Origin of the sequence: Shimia ponticola, assembly GCF_007995215.1 — a bacterium.
GTDB lineage: Bacteria > Pseudomonadota > Alphaproteobacteria > Rhodobacterales > Rhodobacteraceae > Shimia_B > Shimia_B ponticola.
The window spans coordinates 123891-140907 of the sequence record NZ_VCDK01000005.1; the positions used below are offsets into that span (position 1 = coordinate 123891).

Below are 17017 nucleotides of genomic sequence, written 5' to 3' on the forward strand. Positions count from 1 at the left end.
TGTGAGTGACCAAGTCACCGTGTCTTGCATCCGACTCATGCCAAACAGACTTCAGAAAGACTGGAGTCACATCATGAACCTCTCTCAAAACAAACCCGCAGACACATGGTCACCGCTCTATTTCCTCGCCTCGCTGGGCGCGGGTGGACTGGCCGTCACCTTCTTCATGTTTCTGATGTTCTGGGTCCCGCACCCGGGCCAACCCGTCCCGGTTTTCGAAGATATTCTGGCAGCGTTCACGGGCGGAACGCCCCTGATGCAAGCCGCAATTCTCGTGGCTGTGACCGGGATCGCCGGCTTTGCGTTTCTGAACATCAAGCTTCTGATCTGGAACCTCGTGCGCCTGTCTGAATACCGCAAGACCCCGGCCTATCAGGCGCTAATCGGATCTAATGGCGAAACCCAGTTGCTGGCCATGCCGCTGGCGCTCGCGATGACCGTGAACGCTGGTTTCATCCTTGGCCTTGTCTTTGTGCCGGGGCTGTGGAGCGTGGTCGAATACCTGTTCCCATTGGCCATGTTTGCCTTTGCCGCCATCGCCTTGATTGCCTTTCGCCGCATCGGCGCATTTCTGGGCCGCGTGTTAAGCGACGGCGGCGTCTTCGACGTCACCGCCAACAATTCCTTTGCACAGCTTCTGCCCGCCTTCGCCCTGTCCATGACCGCCGTCGGCATGTCCGCCCCGGCAGCCATGAGCACAATCCCACTGACAGTTGGAATCTCCTTGGTGCTGTCGATCATGCTGGGCACCATCGCCGCGCTCTACGCGTTGGTCGCGGCAATCATCGCAATGAACTCAATGCTGCAGCACGGCACCGCCAAAGAAAGCGCGCCGACGCTGATGGTCGTGGTTCCGATCCTGACGATCCTTGGCATCATGACCATGCGCCAGGAACATGGGCTGCACACCACCTTCGACGCCCATGGAGGCACCGCAGATACCCTATTGCTGACGACGACCATTCTGGCCGTGCAAGCCGTCTTCCTCGGCCTTGGTCTCTTGGTCCTGAAACGCCAGAAATACGCCGAAGCCTATCTGACCGGCGAGGGCAACTCGCCAGGCTCTTACGCTCTTGTCTGTCCCGGCGTGGCTCTCACTGTGATGCTGCATTTCTGGATCAATAAGGGGCTTGTCGGCGCGGGGCTCATCGCCAAGTTCGGCGTCGCCTACTGGTCGCTGACGTCGCTGGCGATTGTCGCCCAAATCTCGATGATCGTGTTGGTCTTCCTGCTGAACAAGCGCCATTTCGGTCGCCCCGCCGGGGGGCACGCCATCCCTGCCGAATAGAGGATGCGTTGACCGTAGTCGGCAAAGGCCCGCGTCATTCAGCGCGGGCCTTTTGATGTCAGAGCGGCATCGTCGGGCCAGCGTCGTCACCCGTTCCGCGAATGACATAAAGGCTGGCTTCGCCGGTCATCGACGGCGCAATTGAACGCGGTGTTTCAGGCGGAATGGCCATCGTGTCGCCGGGGTTCAGAACCGTGCTGCCACCGTCCCAAGTGACCCGCCAATGCCCACGCATGGGCATGAGGACCTCGTGCTGCGATGACGCCTCCATCGCGTCAGACCTGGACGTCCGCGTCCAGAGCTCAACTTCAAAGCCCGGACGGTCGCGAAGCATGGCGTCTGGCCCGATCACCTTGGCTGGCTGCCGGTCTGCCAAGGCCACCATGTCCCAATAGCGCGCCACGTAATTCGGCACGACATCCGCCGTGGTCGGCTCCGGCATCCGGTCCAGAACCTCTTGAGAGAGCAGAGGCATCGGGCCGACCCCGTCCGGCAGCGCTTCGCCCTTTTTCGTGTCGTAGAGACGCCCATTTTCGCCCAGCACCAGACCGTGGTCTGCCGCATCCTCGATCACCTGCGGCGCCCAAAGGACACCGCCGCCAGCATCATCCCCACCAAGGATCGCCATGATCATTCCGTAATCGGTGCCGATATTCTCGAACCCACGGAAAATGCCAGTCGGGATGTTGAAGATATCCCCTTCTTCCAGCACCACTTCACCGGCTGTGCCCCAGCGCCCCCAGAAAAACCGCCAGCGTCCCTTGAGAACAAAGAACACCTCAGCCGTGCGGTGTGAATGCAGCGAGTTTCGGCATTTGGGCGGCTGACCTGCTGCGCCGATGTTAAAGCCCGGCGTGTCGCGGATATGGACATGCTGATCCGGACTTTCGGAGACGCCACCCCCAATAATGGTGAAGTTTTCCTTCTGGTCGGACCCCGGCGTGTGCGCGTCGATAAAGGCAGTCTTGCACGGTTTCAAATCGCCATATCGAACGATACGCGACTCCATTTCGGCGGGGGTCATCGGGTTCTCCTAAAGTGTTTTCCGCACCCTGCATACGTGTGCAAGAAAATGCAAGAGATGTCTGGACCGCAGTCCAAATCGACCTAGGCGTCTAGATTCTTCAGGAGCGTCTTGGCCGCGGTCTGTTCGGCCTGACGTTTCGATCCGGCTTTAGCCTGAGCGCTCTGACCGTTTTCGAGACGTGCTTCGATGGTGAATTCGGGCGCGTGATCGGGACCACTGCGCGCCACCTCGACATATTTCGGAGGCGGCAATTTCCGCGCCTGCGCCCATTCCTGCAACGACGTCTTTGGGTCGCGCGCATCCTCTTCGACCGTCGTGATCCGTTTGCCCCAGAGTTTCAGGATCACCTTTTGCGCAGCAACAAATCCGGCATCCCGATAGATGGCGGCAATCACCGCCTCCATCCCATCGCCCAGCAAGGCATCCTTGCGGCGTCCGCCTGACATCATCTCGGACCGCCCAAGTTTCAGAACCGCCCCCAGATCGACCTGCCTTGCAACATCAGCGCAGGTTTCCTTGCGCACCAAGGCATTAAAGCGGGGGGCGAGCTGCCCTTCTGAGGCGCTGTTGTCTGCATCCAGCAGCGCCTCGGCCATCACCAGCCCCAGCACCCTGTCGCCCAGAAACTCCAACCGTTCATTGTCTGATCGGGTCGCAGACGACAAAGAGGCGTGGGTCAAAGCCGTCACAAGCAATTCAGGCCGGGCAAAGCTATGACCCAACCTGTCCTGAAATGCCTTTAACTCTGCCGAAAGCTTCATTCGATCTTCTTGAAATACCGGTCCGAGCGCCACGTCCAGAAGAACAGGATCGACCGCCCTGCCGACGAGAACATGATGCGATCCGCACGTCCGACGATGTCTTCCAGCGGAACTTGACCCACACCCTGCGCGGCTTGCGGGAAGCGGCTGTCCGAAGAGTTGTCGCGGTTGTCACCCATGAAGAAGAAATGGCCGGGGCGCACGGTAAACACCGGCGTGTTGTCGACCAGTTGGTTCTGAATATCGAGGACCCGATAGGACACGCCGTTCGGCAGTGTTTCGATCTGGGCGTTCTTGATGCATTCCCCGCCCATGCCGACAGAGCCGTTTGCACAACGCGGCGTCAATCCTTGGGGGCCCTGAGGTTCAAAGGTCTCGATGAAGGGATCGGTGTCCTGCAGATAGACAGGCTCATCATTGATATGCAGAACGCCGTCTTTCATCTGGATGCGATCACCCGGCAGACCGACAAGACGCTTGATGAAGTCGCGCCCGTTGACCGGATGGCGGAAGACGACAACGTCGCCGCGTTTGGGTTCGCTTCCGAACAGGCGTTCGTTCGATCCTTTGAACACGCCGCAGAAATCCTCGGCATCCACGTCAATGCCAAGTTGCGGGATCAGGATCGTCGGGCAGGACGCATAGCTATAGCCATAGGCCATTTTGTTGACGAACAGGAAATCGCCGATCAGCAGCGTGTCCTTCATGGACCCGGAGGGAATCCAGAACGGCTGGAAAAAGAAGGTCCGGAAAATACCCGCAATGATCAGCGCGTAAACGACCGTCTTGATCGTCTCGATGATTGGGTTTTGCTTTTTCTCGGCGGTGTCAGCCATTTTTTGGTCCTTGTAGGTCCTGCTCGGTTTTGGTCGGAGCATGTCCGCACCGTGCGGGCGTACTGCGGGTTGCGTTGGATCAAGTCAAGTTGCGTCGGCGTGAACGGGGACAATGGGACGAGCTTCGATCACGACAAAGGCCTGCGCCCATGGGTGATCGTCTGTCAGCGTGACATGGATGATGGCTTCGTGTCCGGGTGGTGTCATCTCTTGCAGGCGCTCTTTGGCCCAGCCGGTCACCTGCATGACGGGCTGACCCGTTCGCAGGTTAGAGACTGCCATATCCTTCCAGGCGATACCCATGCGCAGACCTGTTCCCAGCGCCTTTGAACATGCCTCTTTCGCGGCCCATCGTTTGGCATAGGTCCCGGCAATGTCGGCGCGGCGTTCGGCCTTTCGCTGTTCCGTCTCTGTGAATACCCGGTTGCGAAAGCGGTCTCCAAAGCGATCCAGCGTGCCTTGGATGCGCTCGATATTCGCGAGGTCTGTGCCGATGCCTAGGATCATGGATACCGTCCTATGCCGCGCCGGAGGCGCTGAACAGGGGGAAGGTCACCCCAAGCGCCCATGCAAGGATCACGCCCAAGCCGATGCCCGCCGCAACCGGTCCCGAATTCTCTGCTGTCCAACGGCCAAGCGGCCCGAATATCGCAAAGAATAGCAGGATGATCGGCGCAATGAGAACGAGGAAGAACAGCCGTTCAAAATCCAACGCGACTGCGATCATCAAAGACGCCACAAAGCTCACTCGTAAAAGTGCCCTTTGCCACCAAGGCCGAGCTTGTGTCAAAATCGCGTCGCCCAGCGCAAAGGGCAGCGCGCCGAAAAGCAAAACACCAACGATCAGGACCCGTGGACCAGCAGGCCAGAAATTCGCACCATAGCGGTGCAACGCAAAGCCAAAGACTGCGATGCCCCACACCGCAAGGATAAGCGCCGCGAGGGGGCGTATCGCGCCCGGACGCGCGCCAAACCACAACAACAGACCGACAGTTAAAATGCCATACAGCGCGAGATGAACCAGTAGGTAGTCGGCAACCAATACAGGCAGCGCCTGAATATCAATCAACACCGATATGGCCGGGGCCAGTAACGCTGGCACCGCCACACAGGCCGCAAATTGCCATGGGCGAAGCGTGACCGGATTCGAGGCTTGCCCAACGGGCAATCGAACGACCTGACGTCCGATCAACACCAATGCGGCCAGCAACACCAGAAGCCATGGCCCAATCAGGATTGGCGGCACCGTATTGTCACGCTCATAAAAGGCGTTCATCCAATCCAGCGCACGAACCTGTGCGGTCTGGCTATAGAGGATCCCCACATGTTCGACACCCGGCGCGACAATGGCCTGACGCCTTACACTCTGGGCGTCGATCAACTGACTTTCCCCGGCGGAGGGGTCGATCATTTGCACGGCATCCACGCCAAAGTCGCGCAGGCGCGCTTCCCATTCACCTGCGATCAGAAGCAGGTTTTCCGGTTCCGTAGCCGTCACAGCGCCAGAGAACGCCGAGAGCGCCACGATGGGGCCTTGGGGCTGATCGGCCTCAAGAGCGGCACGGATCAGGACGTCAGTCGCCATAGAGTGCCCAAGCTGACCTATAGGTTGCCCGCTTGTGTCAGTCGCCGCAGCCCAACGCAGCACGGAAAGGGTCTGATTGACGAGCCGACGGGTCGTGCCATCAACGGACGTGACATCCCCGGACATTGGCACCTGATGGGTTCCGTGCCCTTCGTAATCGAAAGCGACGACCCGATACCCAGCCTGAGCAAGATGCAGGGAATAGGCCGACATGATCTGACGCGAGCCTGCGAAGCCATGTGAAATCACAAGCGTCGGTCCAAGCGATTGGTCCGGTTCGTAAACGGTGACGGGTGTAGCGCCGACCATGGCGTCGGTGATCAACAGACCGCTACGCGCGGATTCCAGTTGCCAGACCGCAATAACCGCCAACACGGCGGCAAGGACAGGAAGGGCTTTGTTCAAATATGTCACTGATGGTTCAGAGGATCGTCACTGAAACACGACGGCCTCGATCACACCAGTGGACTGGTTGATCGTCACATCCAAAATCGCCGGTGCAAAATCGGCAAGATCATCGCGATAAATCTGAGCATCAAAGCTAAGCGTTAGGCCACGCAACGGATCATAATCCGCAATGTGGTCTTCAAAGAGCATACCCGCGAATCCAATACTGCCGTCATAGGACACCACATTGCATTGCCGTGAGCCCAGTTCATCGCGCGGTGGCGAGAGAACAAGTAGGTGAAGCGCACCTGCGCCGGGCTCGATTGTATCCAACAAGGCCACGCGCACGTCCCCATTGGCGTATGTCCGCGAAAACATGTCCCAAGGTTCGACAATCGCCTGCGCCGAAGCACGCCAATCGCATGGCGCAATGGACTGGGCTGCACCCGTCGTCGGCAGTGCAGCACACAGTGAGAAAGCGCATGTCGCCAGAACTGCTGGCGTAAAGACACCGCGCATCATGACCGGGCCTCGTCCATCATCTGCCGCATCTTGTGAATGGCGGGTTCGAGACCGAGGAATATCGACTCTCCGATCAGGAAATGCCCGATGTTCAACTCGCGCACCTGCGGCAGAGCCGCAATGGGAGTGACGGTGTCATAGGACAGGCCATGCCCGGCATGCACTTCGAGGCCAAGGTCATCGGCGAATGCCGCCATCTCGGTCATGGCCTTGAGTTCTTTCTCGGCCGTTTCAGCGTCGCCATCGGTCACGGCATCGCAATAGGCCCCGGTGTGCAGTTCAATCACCTCGGCCCCGATGCGATGCGCCGCCTCGATCTGACGTTGATCAGCGGCGATAAAGATAGACACCCGACACCCGGCGTCCCGCAGAGGCGCAATGTAATGGGCCAAGCGGTTCTCTTCGCGCGCGACTTCCAGACCACCTTCGGTCGTGCGCTCTTCGCGCTTTTCGGGGACGATGCACACTGCATGCGGTTTATGGCGCAGCGCGATCTGCTGCATCTCTTCTGTAGCGGCCATTTCAAAGTTCAACGGAACGGTTAGGACCTCCATCAGCCCGTCGATGTCGGCGTCGCTGATATGACGCCTGTCTTCGCGCAGGTGAGCCGTGATTCCATCGGCCCCGGCTTCTTCGGCAATCTTGGCGGCTCGCAACGGGTCTGGATAGGCGCCACCGCGCGCATTTCGAACGGTCGCCACGTGGTCAATGTTCACGCCCAGACGCAGTTTGCTCGTCTCATTCATCGCTCGCTCCCAGTGTCTTCGGGCGGGCGGAGCGCCTTGGCCCGGATTTCGGCAAGTTTCGCCGCAAGTTGGCCCTTACGCCGGTTCTGATAAGCGCGGATGATGGGCACCGAGCCATAATAGCCGATGGAACCCAAGATCACGCCAGGGATCAGACCGCCGATCAAGTACGGCAGGAAAATCTCGATATAGAACGGATAGAGCCATTCCCAATTGGCTTTTGCGGGCGTGAAGGCTGCGACCCCATTATTCCAAAGCGAAGAGCCCGCTTCGGCAAAGCGTTCAAGGAATTGCCGCGCCAGCCCGCGCTCGGGCTTGATACCCATCAGCCAGTATCCGACGCGCAGGGAAATCGTGCCGAAAATCGGCAAGGTCATGAAATTCGAGATGAACGTCGCGAGCACGGCGGCGAGCACGTTGCCCCGCAAGACCCATGCCAAGAGCCCGCCAAACACAAAGTGGACACCGATGAACGGGGTGAACGACACCGCAAAACCGGCCCAGATACCCCGCGCAATCCGTTCGGGTGGGTCCGGCAATCGGCGCACGCGATGCTTGATATATTCAATCGCACGTAACCAGCCGCCCTTGGGCCAAACCATGCTGCGCACAAGCTGACCTAAACTGCGTCTATCACGGCGTCTAAAGACCAAGAGGGTCCCCTTTAATTCTTACCCGGCTCGGAACGAGCGCATGCGGACCAAGTCAGACGGCGGCGCCTGTCTCGGCTGCCAACCGCGACGGATCACGATGACGACCGACCTCGGCCACGTTGCTATCGGCCTCCAGCACGGTCATGACCGCAAGAAAGTGTTCAAGGTCACGTAGGTCGATATCCAAGATAAGGCGATAGAAATCAGGCTTTCTGTCGACAAATCTTAAATCCGAGATATTGGCACTTTGTTCCCCGATCAATGTGCAAATCCGCCCCAAGACACCGGCATCGTTCGAGATGGTCACGTCGACTGACACGGTGTTGTTCAAAGGGTGGCGACCTTCCTGCCAATGCAGATCGACCCAGCGATGCGGCTGGTCTTCGTAAAGGGCAAGATTCTCGCAATCGATGGCATGCACGACCACGCCGCGGCCTTTGTCGGTGATCCCGACAATACGTTCCCCCGGCACCGGTTGGCAGCACGGGGCGCGTTGAGCGCTCTGATTGGCCTCGACGCCTATCACGGCGCGACGCGGCTCGACCTCTTTGCCTTCGGTTGGGCTGAGGTCTGGATAGACGCTGGCGACGACGTCACGCGCAAGAAGGTCACTGCTTCCAACACGGGCGAGGATCTCGTCAGCATCGGCGGCGCCCAAATTGGTGGCGGCCATTCTAAGTGCCTTGTTGGTCGCTTGCTTGTCGATCGCATCAAATGCCGTGCGCACCAATTCGCGGCCCAGCTTGATAAAGCGTTCCCGATCTTCTTCTCGCAAGGAACGCCGGATCGCAGCCTTGGCGCGTCCAGTGGCCGCGATATCGACCCAGGTCACCTGCGGACGTTGCCCTTCGGCGGTGATGACTTCGACCGATTGCCCGTTCTTTAGCCGTGTCCAAAGCGGCACGCGAATACCGTCCACCTTGGCCGAAACCGTCTGATTGCCGATGCGCGTATGCACAGCATAGGCGAAATCAAGTGGCGTCGCCCCACGGGGAAGCTTGATCACATCACCCTTCGGCGTGAAGCAGAAAACCTGGTCCTGATACATCTCGAGCTTGACCGCTTCGAGGAAATCCTCGTGATCGCCTTCATCCTGAAAGCGCTCGGTCAGTTGGCTCATCCACTCAAACGGATCGACGGCGAACGGGTTTTCGACGCGTTCGCCATCCCGGTAAGACCACGTCGCGGCAACACCTGTCTCAGCCACCTCGTGCATTGCACGCGTTCTGATCTGAACCTCGACGCGGCGTGCGTTGCGACCGGAGACAGTCGTGTGAAGTGACCGGTACCCGTTCGACTTGGGCTGACTGATATAATCCTTGAAACGGCCGGGGACGGCCCGCCACCGCTGATGGATGGCGCCCAACGCACGGTAGCATTCACCTTCGTCCTTGGTGATGACCCGGAACCCGTAGATGTCAGACAGCCGTGAAAAGCTCAGCTGCTTGGTCTGCATCTTGCGCCAGATCGAATAGGGCTTTTTCGCACGGCCATGGACCTCGGCTTCGATCCCGAGCTTTTTCATTTCGAGTTCGATATCACCGACGATGCGCTCCATCACATCACCGGTTTCCTTTTGCAGCGAAACAAAGCGCCGGATGACAGATGTGCGCGCTTCGGGGTTCAGGACGTGAAACGCCATGTCCTCAAGCTCTTCGCGGATGGACTGCATCCCCATGCGCCCGGCCAGAGGCGCGAAGATGTCCATCGTCTCGCGGCTTTTCTGCACCTGCTTTTCAGGCTTCATGGCCTTGATCGTCCGCATGTTGTGCAGACGGTCAGCCAGCTTAACCAGCACGACGCGAATATCGCGTGACGTGGCCATAAACAGTTTGCGAAAGTTTTCGGCCTGCTTGGTTTCAGAGGACGATAGTTGAAGCTGCGTCAGCTTGGTGACACCATCCACCAATTCGGCGATCTCGGTTCCGAATTCCTCGGCCACCCGAGCATAGGACGCCCGCGTATCTTCGACTGTGTCGTGCAAGAGCGCCGTGACAATGGTCGCGTCGTCCAGCCTCTGATCGGCAAGGAGCATCGCGACAGCAATCGGATGGGTGAAATAGGGTTCGCCCGAATGCCGGAACTGCCCGTCATGCATCTCTTTGCCGAAGTCATACGCTCGGGCAATCAGGTCTGCATCAGTGTGGGGGTTGTACGCGCGAATGCGTCCGATCAGGTCATCGGCTGGCTGCATTCGCGACCGTCCATTCGTTACTTCTGTTGCTGCGCTTCCATCAGCGCGCGCAACAGTTTTTCGTCGTTCAGATCGTCATCTGCGGGTTTGTCGTTTTCGACGCCCATCAGAAGTGATGCGTTGTCGTCTTCTGGTTCGTCGACTTCGATCTGGGTCTGGTTCGACTCGATCAGGCGCTCACGCAATTCTTCCGCGCTTTGCGTCTCATCCGCGATCTCACGCAGGCTGACGACTGGGTTCTTGTCGTTGTCGCGATCCACAGTGATCGGGGCACCAGAAGAAATCTCGCGGGCGCGGTGCGCCGCCAGCATCACAAGCTCGAAGCGGTTGGGAACCTTGTCAACGCAATCTTCTACCGTCACGCGTGCCATGTCGAAATCTCTCCGGGGGATAAAACGAGCGCTGTACTTATGCCCATAGACCTAAATTGGCAAGCCTGATTCGCTTCGCGGCTTAATCAAGCGCAACGACAGACGCGACCTCGTCTTGGGGCAAAGCCGCGATCATCTGTTGGACCGACTGCCCTGCCACCGGATGCACCCATTCCGGCGCAACGTCCGCCATGGGGACAAGAACAAACGCGCGCTCGTGCATCCGAGGGTGCGGCAGAATCAATTCGTCCGGTACACGGGTGACCTGATCCTGCATCGGAAGATGCATCCACGCCTCGAAGCCTGCCCGATCCGGTAAAATGGTGTCCCCCGCAGCAATCAGATCAAGATCGAGCGTCCTCTGACCCCATCGCGTGTCGCGTGTGCGTCCAAATGCATGCTCCACCTTGTGCAGCACCCCCAGAACACTGCGGCATGCCGCATCAGTTGACTGGCTGGCAAATTCATCGGCTTCTATCAGCACGGCAGCGTTCACGTAATCCGGGCCATTTCCCGCCGGAAATGCCGGGGTCTGAAAGAAACGGCTGATTTTTTTGACACGGAGGTCATACTCGCGCAAAGATTGTAGAGCATGTTGTATCGTAACCGTCGGGGCGCCGACTGAAGACGGGAGGTTTCCGCCCAGCGCAAGGATGTATCTTTGACCACAGGGAAGTTGCTTTTTATCTTGCGACATGATGCGAACTCCCTAAATTAGTCGGTTAGCTTTGCGGGCCACTCAATCCACTCACGCGAACCATTTCTGCAAAGCTTATCTTGGAAGGAATTTCAATGTTTTATCGGGACGAACGGCTGGCGCTGTTCATCGATGGATCGAATTTATACGCGGCAGCCAAAGCGCTTGGGTTCGACATCGACTATAAACTACTGCGCCAAGAATTCATGCGTCGCGGCAAGCTGCTGCGCGCATTCTACTACACCGCACTTTTGGAGAATGACGAGTATTCTCCGATCAGGCCGCTTGTTGACTGGCTCAACTACAACGGCTTCACCATGGTGACCAAACCGGCCAAAGAATACACCGACAGCCAGGGACGGCGTAAGGTGAAGGGCAACATGGATATCGAATTGACCGTCGATGCCATGGAACTTGCACCGCATGTCGACCACGTTGTGCTTTTCTCGGGCGACGGCGATTTCCGTCCGCTTCTTGAAGCATTGCAGCGTCGCGGCGTTCGCGTCTCGGTTGTATCGACCATTCGATCCCAGCCTCCGATGATTGCAGACGAACTGCGTCGTCAGGCCGACAACTTTATCGAGTTGGAAGAGCTTAAGGACGTCATCGGCCGCCCCCCGCGTGAGCCACGCGAAGACGCCCGCATGCCGCAAATGGCAGAACAGGAATAAATCCTGCTCGCAGTTCCGGCCCGAGACCGCATGGCATGTGCCATCGGGCCACGATGTTACGATTGCTAGGCCGCTTGAATGATCATGAAAGCGGCCATGGCAACCATTGAAAGATCTTCGGTCAGCGTGACCGTCGACAACGGCACCGACAGGATCGAGCCCATGCATGGGCAATCGATATCAAGTCCCCGACGCAACGCGGACAGCACACCCAATGTGCCAAAACCAAAGACCGCAATCGTCACCCACTGCGTAACCTGCGGCGCCAAGCCTGACAGATAGGCTAAACCCAACCCAAGTTCGATGAACGGGTAAACCAGCGCATAGTTCGGGACGCGCCGCGCCAACAGATCATACATTTTGAACCCGCGCCGAAAGCCTTGAAGGTCGAAAATCTTCAAAAGCGCAAAGACGCATAGGAACACGCCCATAAAGGCGGGCATCCATGCCATACCTTGTGCAGCCAATGCGCCACCCGCCGCCGCCGACACCCCCACAAGCGCTATCAATGGCCAGTAATCCGCGATCCGGCTGCCGCGTCCGTCCTGTCTTACGTGATAGGTTGCCATGCTGTTTCCTCTGATATACCTATACCCCCATAGGGTATATCTGCGGGCTCGACAAGATGCACACCAACAAGGACGCCGCCCTCGCTCGGCTGAAAAAAATCGAAGGCCAGGTCAGGGGCATTGCTCGGATGATCGAGGATGACCGATACTGCGTGGATGTCCTTCGTCAGACATCGGCCATACAGGCGGCCATCAAGGGCGTCGAAAAGCTCATCCTTGATGATCACGCCGCGCACTGCGTCGAATCCGCCATCACTTCGGGAAACCCGGATGACCAGCGCGCAAAATTTCAGGAACTGGTCGAAATCCTGCAAAACCGCCGTTAAATCAGCAGATGTGTCGGGGCTTTCCTCTACCCCGTGATTTGTGTCAACCTGCATTGACAAACAAAGGTGTTTTCCATGACCAAGCCGCCCCTGACGATTTACCTTGCTGCACCGCGCGGGTTCTGTGCCGGTGTGGACCGTGCGATCAAGATCGTGGACATGGCGCTCGAAAAGTGGGGCGCGCCGGTCTATGTCCGCCACGAGATCGTTCACAATAAATACGTGGTCGACACGCTGCGCGACAAAGGCGCGGTCTTCGTCGATGAACTGGACGAATGCCCCGACGACCGTCCTGTGATCTTCTCGGCGCACGGCGTGCCCAAATCCGTGCCAGCGGCCGCGGCCGCCCGCGATATGCTCTTTGTCGATGCCACCTGCCCACTGGTCAGCAAGGTCCATATCGAAGCCGAGCGTCATCATGCAAAAGGCTTGCAGATGATCATGATCGGACACGAAGGCCACCCAGAAACCGTGGGCACCATGGGACAATTGCCAGAAGGCGAGGTGCTTCTGGTCGAAACGGTCGATGATGTCGCTAAGGTCGAGGTCCGCGATCCGGACAAGCTGGCCTTTGTCACACAAACCACCCTGTCCGTGGACGACACCGCCGATATCGTCGCCGCCCTGCAGGCCCGCTTCCCGGCCATCCAAGGTCCACATAAAGAAGACATTTGCTACGCGACCACCAACCGCCAAGAGGCCGTTAAAGCCGCCGCGCCCAAATCTGACGCCCTTCTCGTTGTTGGCGCGCCGAACTCTTCCAATTCGAAACGTCTGGTCGAGGTCGCCAAACGCGCGGGCTGTGATTACGCCCAACTGGTGCAACGCGCGACCGACATCGACTGGCGCGCCTTAGAAGGCATCAAATCCATCGGCATCACCGCAGGCGCATCGGCTCCCGATGTCCTGATCCAGGAAGTCATCGACGCCTTCGGGGCTCGCTATGACACGACTGTCGAAGTCGTCGAAACCGCGCAGGAAAATGTCGAGTTCAAGGTCCCCCGCGTGCTCCGTGAACCGGCTTAACTCGACCCGATCCTTCTATGTTTCTGAAATACTCCGAGGAGTGTGAGGGGCTGGCCCCTCACTCCGACGCGTCCCATTCGCGGAATGGTTAGACTTTCCGCCCCCTTTCTGCGCCAATGTGCGCACGAAAGGACGACCCAATGATTTCACTCCAATTCCTTATCACCGCTTTTGTCGTCGTCATCGCACCCGGCACAGGCGTTCTCTACACCTTGGCTATCGGCCTTGGACGGGGTTGGCGTGCATCATGCTGGGCCGCACTTGGCTGTACCTTCGGCATCGTGCCCCACTTTCTCGCGGCGGCACTCGGCTTGGCGGCAGTCCTGCACACCTCCGCCGTCCTCTTTCAGGCCGTGAAATTCGCGGGGGTGGCGTATTTGCTTTATCTTGCATGGCAAGCTGTTCGCGCAGGTGGGGCATTGTCGGTCGAGGCCGACCCGAAACCGGAACGCCCTTGGATCACGGCGCGGCGCGGGGCCCTGATCAACGTGCTGAATCCAAAGCTGTCGATTTTCTTCCTCGCGCTATTGCCACCGTTTCTAAGCGGCAATCCCGCCACGGCGACACTAGAGATGGCCGTCATGGGAGCGATCTTCATGGCCATGACCTTTGGTGTGTTTGTCCTTTACGGTATCTTCGCAGCCCGCGTCCGGACATACATACTCGGCAGTGAGCGTATTCTCGCATGGCTGAACCGCACCTTCGCGGCGCTCTTTGTGGCCTTGGCCGGACGTCTTGCGCTGGAACGGTCCTAGGCCTTTCCCACCGGGAAAAATCAGCTAAGACAGGGGCATGGATATACCGCGTTCTGCCCTGTTACTTGGCCTTGCTGGCGTCCTCCCGTTTTTGTGGGGGGCGCTGACATCGATTGCACCCGGCCTTGGCCAGATGGCCCTGCCATTTCTTGGGCCACGTCTGATTGGCCCCTTTGTGCAGCTGCAATACGGGATCGTCATTCTGGCCTTCATGTCCGGGGTTCTTTGGGGATTTGGCACCCGCGCCGGCGGACGTCAGGCCCTGTGCTACACGCTGAGTGTCCTTCCCGCGCTCTGGGCCTTTTTCGCAACCGGAGCCGGCGCGACGGCAACGGCGCTCAGCCTGATCGCAGGTTTTATCGGGCTGCTGGCACTTGACTGGCAATTCTCGCGTTGGGGGCTGACACCACCATGGTGGATGTCGCTGCGGATCCTCTTGACGGCCTTGGTCGTGATCAGCCTTGGTTTGGGGACTCAGCTATGAGCGACGAAGAAACCCTGAATGTCTATAACGCCAAGATTGATGACTACGTCGCCATCGCGCACAAGGCACCGCCGCAGAACTTGCTCGATTTCATCGCCGCCGTGCACCCCGGCGGCACGGTCGTGGACCTCGGATGTGGTCCCGGATTTTCGGCTCAAACCATGGCCGAGCATGGGTTGAAAGCCGAAGCATGGGATCTTTCAGACGCCATGATCGCTCACGCCGCAACCTTGCCGGGCGTAAGAGCGCGCAAGCTTGGATTTGACGACCTGCCCGGCACAGGCAGCTATGACGGCATCTATGCCAGCTTCTCGCTGCTCCACGCCCCGCGCGCAGACGTCCCCCGGCACATTGCCACCATCGCCAAATCACTCAGGCCCGGTGGCGTTTTCCACCTCGGCATGAAACTGGGTGAAGGCGAGCACCGCGACGGGCTGGGCCGCCGCTATTGCTACTTTTCGCTGGACGAACTTCTCGACATGCTCACCGAAAATGGCCTTACCCCGGTTTGGCAAAAACAGGACGCTGAAATGGGACTGGCAGGTACCATCGATCCTTATGCCATCATTCGGTCTGTCAAAGATGCCTGAGCTTTTTGCCTACACAGACGGAGCCTGCAGCGGCAATCCAGGCCCGGGTGGCTGGGGCGCGCTGCTCATAGCCCGCGAAGGCGACACCGTCGTCAAGGAACGGGAACTCAGCGGCGGTGAGCCGGAAACAACAAACAACCGCATGGAACTGATGGCCGCCATCACCGCGCTGGAAACGCTGGCCAAACCCTCGACATTGACGGTCGTGACAGACAGCTCCTACGTCAAGGATGGCATCACCAAATGGATGTTCGGCTGGAAAAAGAACGGTTGGAAGACCGCCGCCAAGAAACCCGTGAAAAACGTCGAACTCTGGCAACGTCTGGACGACGCCACCAAACGTCATCAGATTACGTGGGAATGGGTCAAAGGCCATGCCGGCCACCCCGAGAACGAACGCGCCGATGAATTAGCCCGCGCGGGCATGGCGCCTTTCAAACCGGATGCCAAGGCATGATCCACAAGGCCTGCCCGGTTGCGCTTCACCCGGATGGCGCGCCCCTGCGCATCGCTGCCTTTCGGCATCCGCAGGCGGGTCTTCAACTGCCAAAGGGCACGGTCAAGCAGGATGAGCACCCAACGCGGGCCGCTGCACGCGAACTCTTCGAAGAGACGGGTCTCGAAACCGTCTCGGCCATTCCATTGGGACAGTCGGACGCGATTGTAAAAGGCGAGCGGTGGCATTTTGCCCTCTGTCGTATCAAACCGCCTGTCCGCGACCGCTGGCGCCACCATTGCCCGGATGATGGCGGCCACCTATTCGAGTGTTTTTGGCAGCCATTAGACCATAACGCCGACCTCTCTGCTCCTTACAGCGCCGCCCTGAATTGGATCACAGCAGAGATCTTGACCCCATGACGTGGCTCCCACTTCTCGATTATGCCTCTGTACTGGTCTTTGCGATTACGGGCGCGCTTGTGGCCTCGCGCGCACAGCTTGACCTGATCGGTTTTGTGTTCGTTGCCGCCCTAACGGCTGTCGGCGGCGGCACGGTGCGCGACCTCTTGCTTGATCGCAATCCGGTTTTCTGGATCGCTGAACCCACGAACATCGCCGTAGCGGGCATCGCCGCGCTGATCACCTTTTTCACCGCGCATTTGTTTGAAAGCCGCCTCAAGGTCGTGATCTGGCTGGATGCACTGGCGCTGGCCATCGCTGTCTCTGCGGGCGTTGCGACAGCGCAGGCACTGGGTCAGACCCCAACAATCACGATCCTGATGGGCGTTATCACCGGCTGCATGGGTGGGCTTTTGCGCGATGTGGTCTGTAACGAGGTGCCACTGGTCCTGAAGCAGGGCGAACTCTACGTCACTGCTGCCCTCGCAGGTGCGGCGGCCGCCACCATGGCGCTCCACATCACCACGGTGACGTGGGTGCCTCTGGTGGCCTGCACAGCGCTGACCTTCACCTTGCGCGCAGGCTCAATCGCCTTTGGCTGGCACATTCCTGTCTACAAGCCACGCCCTCCGCGCAGCTGACCCCAAGCTTCATCTTTCCACAAAAACTCTTGGGGGAGTCCGAAGGACGGG

The 17017-nt window shown here is 58.8% G+C and carries 22 protein-coding genes; 9 read left to right on the forward strand and 13 right to left on the reverse strand.

Going from position 1 to position 17017, the window contains the following annotated elements; genetic code table 11:
- Positions 1–73: 73 nt before the first annotated feature.
- Positions 74–1288, forward strand: a complete 1215-nt coding sequence (locus FE702_RS10770; protein ID WP_147126308.1) for a TsoY family (seleno)protein — start codon at positions 74–76, stop codon at positions 1286–1288.
- Between the two features lie 58 nt (positions 1289–1346).
- On the opposite strand, the gene FE702_RS10775 is transcribed toward FE702_RS10770, so the two are convergent.
- From FE702_RS10775 to folK, 11 genes are all read right to left on the reverse strand, one after another.
- A complete protein-coding gene (locus tag FE702_RS10775; protein ID WP_147126309.1) occupies positions 1347–2312 on the reverse strand; it encodes a cupin domain-containing protein in 966 nt (321 codons plus the stop codon).
- 83 nt (positions 2313–2395) lie between these two features.
- Complete coding sequence (gene rnc / locus FE702_RS10780) at positions 2396–3076, reverse strand: ribonuclease III (protein WP_147126310.1); 681 nt, start codon at positions 3074–3076, stop codon at positions 2396–2398.
- Entirely contained in the window at positions 3073–3912 is an 840-nt protein-coding gene (gene lepB / locus FE702_RS10785) for a signal peptidase I (protein ID WP_147126311.1), read from the reverse strand. The genes rnc and lepB overlap by 4 nt, the downstream gene beginning before the upstream one ends.
- 84 nt (positions 3913–3996) lie before the next feature.
- Positions 3997–4419, reverse strand: a complete 423-nt coding sequence (gene acpS / locus FE702_RS10790; protein WP_147126312.1) for a holo-ACP synthase — start codon at positions 4417–4419, stop codon at positions 3997–3999.
- Positions 4420–4429: 10 nt separating this feature from the next.
- Positions 4430–5911, reverse strand: coding sequence for an alpha/beta hydrolase (locus FE702_RS10795; protein ID WP_255449663.1), 1482 nt, complete (start codon positions 5909–5911; stop codon positions 4430–4432).
- 18 nt (positions 5912–5929) lie between these two features.
- Positions 5930–6406: a hypothetical protein gene (locus FE702_RS10800; protein ID WP_255449664.1), complete on the reverse strand. Its 477-nt coding sequence runs from the start codon at positions 6404–6406 to the stop codon at positions 5930–5932.
- Entirely contained in the window at positions 6403–7152 is a 750-nt protein-coding gene (locus FE702_RS10805; protein WP_147126313.1) for a pyridoxine 5'-phosphate synthase, read from the reverse strand. The genes FE702_RS10800 and FE702_RS10805 overlap by 4 nt, the downstream gene beginning before the upstream one ends.
- A complete protein-coding gene (locus tag FE702_RS10810) occupies positions 7149–7754 on the reverse strand; it encodes a DUF2062 domain-containing protein (protein ID WP_255449665.1) in 606 nt (201 codons plus the stop codon). The genes FE702_RS10805 and FE702_RS10810 overlap by 4 nt, the downstream gene beginning before the upstream one ends.
- Positions 7755–7857: 103 nt before the next feature.
- Positions 7858–9999 (reverse strand): RelA/SpoT family protein, encoded by a 2142-nt coding sequence (locus FE702_RS10815; protein WP_147126315.1) that lies wholly within the window; start codon positions 9997–9999, stop codon positions 7858–7860.
- Between the two features lie 17 nt (positions 10000–10016).
- The gene (gene rpoZ, locus FE702_RS10820; protein ID WP_147126316.1) at positions 10017–10370 is read right to left on the reverse strand and encodes a DNA-directed RNA polymerase subunit omega; all 354 of its coding nucleotides are present in this window, start codon (positions 10368–10370) and stop codon (positions 10017–10019) included.
- Positions 10371–10452: 82 nt separating this feature from the next.
- A complete protein-coding gene (gene folK / locus FE702_RS10825) occupies positions 10453–11067 on the reverse strand; it encodes a 2-amino-4-hydroxy-6-hydroxymethyldihydropteridine diphosphokinase (RefSeq protein WP_147126317.1) in 615 nt (204 codons plus the stop codon).
- A 95-nt stretch (positions 11068–11162) separates the two neighbouring features.
- Here folK and FE702_RS10830 point away from each other — a divergent pair, with 95 nt between their 5' ends.
- A complete protein-coding gene (locus tag FE702_RS10830; protein ID WP_147126318.1) occupies positions 11163–11738 on the forward strand; it encodes a LabA-like NYN domain-containing protein in 576 nt (191 codons plus the stop codon).
- A 65-nt stretch (positions 11739–11803) separates the two neighbouring features.
- Here the strand turns inward: FE702_RS10830 and FE702_RS10835 are convergent, their stop codons facing one another.
- Together FE702_RS10835 and FE702_RS19020 are read right to left on the reverse strand one after the other, a co-directional pair.
- On the reverse strand, positions 11804–12307 hold the full coding sequence (locus tag FE702_RS10835) for a MauE/DoxX family redox-associated membrane protein (RefSeq protein WP_147126319.1): 504 nt from the start codon (positions 12305–12307) through the stop codon (positions 11804–11806).
- Entirely contained in the window at positions 12289–12687 is a 399-nt protein-coding gene (locus FE702_RS19020) for a hypothetical protein (protein ID WP_430303183.1), read from the reverse strand. The genes FE702_RS10835 and FE702_RS19020 overlap by 19 nt, the downstream gene beginning before the upstream one ends.
- 21 nt (positions 12688–12708) lie before the next feature.
- On the opposite strand from FE702_RS19020, the gene ispH reads away from it, so the two are divergent.
- The 7 genes from ispH (at position 12709) to FE702_RS10875 (ending at position 16966) form a co-directional block, all read left to right on the forward strand.
- Entirely contained in the window at positions 12709–13659 is a 951-nt protein-coding gene (gene ispH, locus FE702_RS10845) for a 4-hydroxy-3-methylbut-2-enyl diphosphate reductase (RefSeq protein ID WP_147126321.1), read from the forward strand.
- A gap of 140 nt (positions 13660–13799) precedes the next feature.
- Entirely contained in the window at positions 13800–14414 is a 615-nt protein-coding gene (locus tag FE702_RS10850; RefSeq protein WP_147126322.1) for a LysE family translocator, read from the forward strand.
- A 37-nt stretch (positions 14415–14451) separates the two neighbouring features.
- Entirely contained in the window at positions 14452–14898 is a 447-nt protein-coding gene (locus FE702_RS10855; RefSeq protein WP_147126323.1) for a DUF3429 domain-containing protein, read from the forward strand.
- Positions 14895–15488 (forward strand): class I SAM-dependent methyltransferase, encoded by a 594-nt coding sequence (locus FE702_RS10860; protein ID WP_147126324.1) that lies wholly within the window; start codon positions 14895–14897, stop codon positions 15486–15488. The genes FE702_RS10855 and FE702_RS10860 overlap by 4 nt, the downstream gene beginning before the upstream one ends.
- The gene (gene rnhA / locus FE702_RS10865; protein WP_147126325.1) at positions 15481–15945 is read left to right on the forward strand and encodes a ribonuclease HI; all 465 of its coding nucleotides are present in this window, start codon (positions 15481–15483) and stop codon (positions 15943–15945) included. Before FE702_RS10860 ends, rnhA begins: the two co-directional genes overlap by 8 nt.
- Positions 15942–16346 (forward strand): NUDIX domain-containing protein, encoded by a 405-nt coding sequence (locus FE702_RS10870; protein WP_147126326.1) that lies wholly within the window; start codon positions 15942–15944, stop codon positions 16344–16346. Before rnhA ends, FE702_RS10870 begins: the two co-directional genes overlap by 4 nt.
- A complete protein-coding gene (locus FE702_RS10875; protein ID WP_147126327.1) occupies positions 16343–16966 on the forward strand; it encodes a trimeric intracellular cation channel family protein in 624 nt (207 codons plus the stop codon). The genes FE702_RS10870 and FE702_RS10875 overlap by 4 nt, the downstream gene beginning before the upstream one ends.
- The last annotated feature ends 51 nt before the right edge of the window (positions 16967–17017 follow it).

Coding starts and splice junctions, on each gene's coding strand:
- rnhA (WP_147126325.1), top strand. CDS start 15,481: ATGCCTGAGCTTTTTGCCTACACAGACGGAGCCTGCAGCGGCAATCCA.
- acpS (WP_147126312.1), bottom strand. CDS start 4,419: ATGATCCTAGGCATCGGCACAGACCTCGCGAATATCGAGCGCATCCAA.
- rpoZ (WP_147126316.1), bottom strand. CDS start 10,370: ATGGCACGCGTGACGGTAGAAGATTGCGTTGACAAGGTTCCCAACCGC.
- FE702_RS10800 (WP_255449664.1), bottom strand. CDS start 6,406: ATGATGCGCGGTGTCTTTACGCCAGCAGTTCTGGCGACATGCGCTTTC.
- FE702_RS10770 (WP_147126308.1), top strand. CDS start 74: ATGAACCTCTCTCAAAACAAACCCGCAGACACATGGTCACCGCTCTAT.
- FE702_RS10855 (WP_147126323.1), top strand. CDS start 14,452: ATGGATATACCGCGTTCTGCCCTGTTACTTGGCCTTGCTGGCGTCCTC.
- folK (WP_147126317.1), bottom strand. CDS start 11,067: ATGTCGCAAGATAAAAAGCAACTTCCCTGTGGTCAAAGATACATCCTT.
- FE702_RS10875 (WP_147126327.1), top strand. CDS start 16,343: ATGACGTGGCTCCCACTTCTCGATTATGCCTCTGTACTGGTCTTTGCG.
- FE702_RS10850 (WP_147126322.1), top strand. CDS start 13,800: ATGATTTCACTCCAATTCCTTATCACCGCTTTTGTCGTCGTCATCGCA.
- FE702_RS10775 (WP_147126309.1), bottom strand. CDS start 2,312: ATGACCCCCGCCGAAATGGAGTCGCGTATCGTTCGATATGGCGATTTG.
- FE702_RS10810 (WP_255449665.1), bottom strand. CDS start 7,754: ATGGTTTGGCCCAAGGGCGGCTGGTTACGTGCGATTGAATATATCAAG.
- FE702_RS10870 (WP_147126326.1), top strand. CDS start 15,942: ATGATCCACAAGGCCTGCCCGGTTGCGCTTCACCCGGATGGCGCGCCC.
- FE702_RS10805 (WP_147126313.1), bottom strand. CDS start 7,152: ATGAATGAGACGAGCAAACTGCGTCTGGGCGTGAACATTGACCACGTG.
- FE702_RS10830 (WP_147126318.1), top strand. CDS start 11,163: ATGTTTTATCGGGACGAACGGCTGGCGCTGTTCATCGATGGATCGAAT.
- FE702_RS10835 (WP_147126319.1), bottom strand. CDS start 12,307: ATGGCAACCTATCACGTAAGACAGGACGGACGCGGCAGCCGGATCGCG.
- FE702_RS10860 (WP_147126324.1), top strand. CDS start 14,895: ATGAGCGACGAAGAAACCCTGAATGTCTATAACGCCAAGATTGATGAC.
- rnc (WP_147126310.1), bottom strand. CDS start 3,076: ATGAAGCTTTCGGCAGAGTTAAAGGCATTTCAGGACAGGTTGGGTCAT.
- ispH (WP_147126321.1), top strand. CDS start 12,709: ATGACCAAGCCGCCCCTGACGATTTACCTTGCTGCACCGCGCGGGTTC.
- FE702_RS10815 (WP_147126315.1), bottom strand. CDS start 9,999: ATGCAGCCAGCCGATGACCTGATCGGACGCATTCGCGCGTACAACCCC.
- FE702_RS19020 (WP_430303183.1), bottom strand. CDS start 12,687: ATGCAGGTTGACACAAATCACGGGGTAGAGGAAAGCCCCGACACATCT.
- lepB (WP_147126311.1), bottom strand. CDS start 3,912: ATGGCTGACACCGCCGAGAAAAAGCAAAACCCAATCATCGAGACGATC.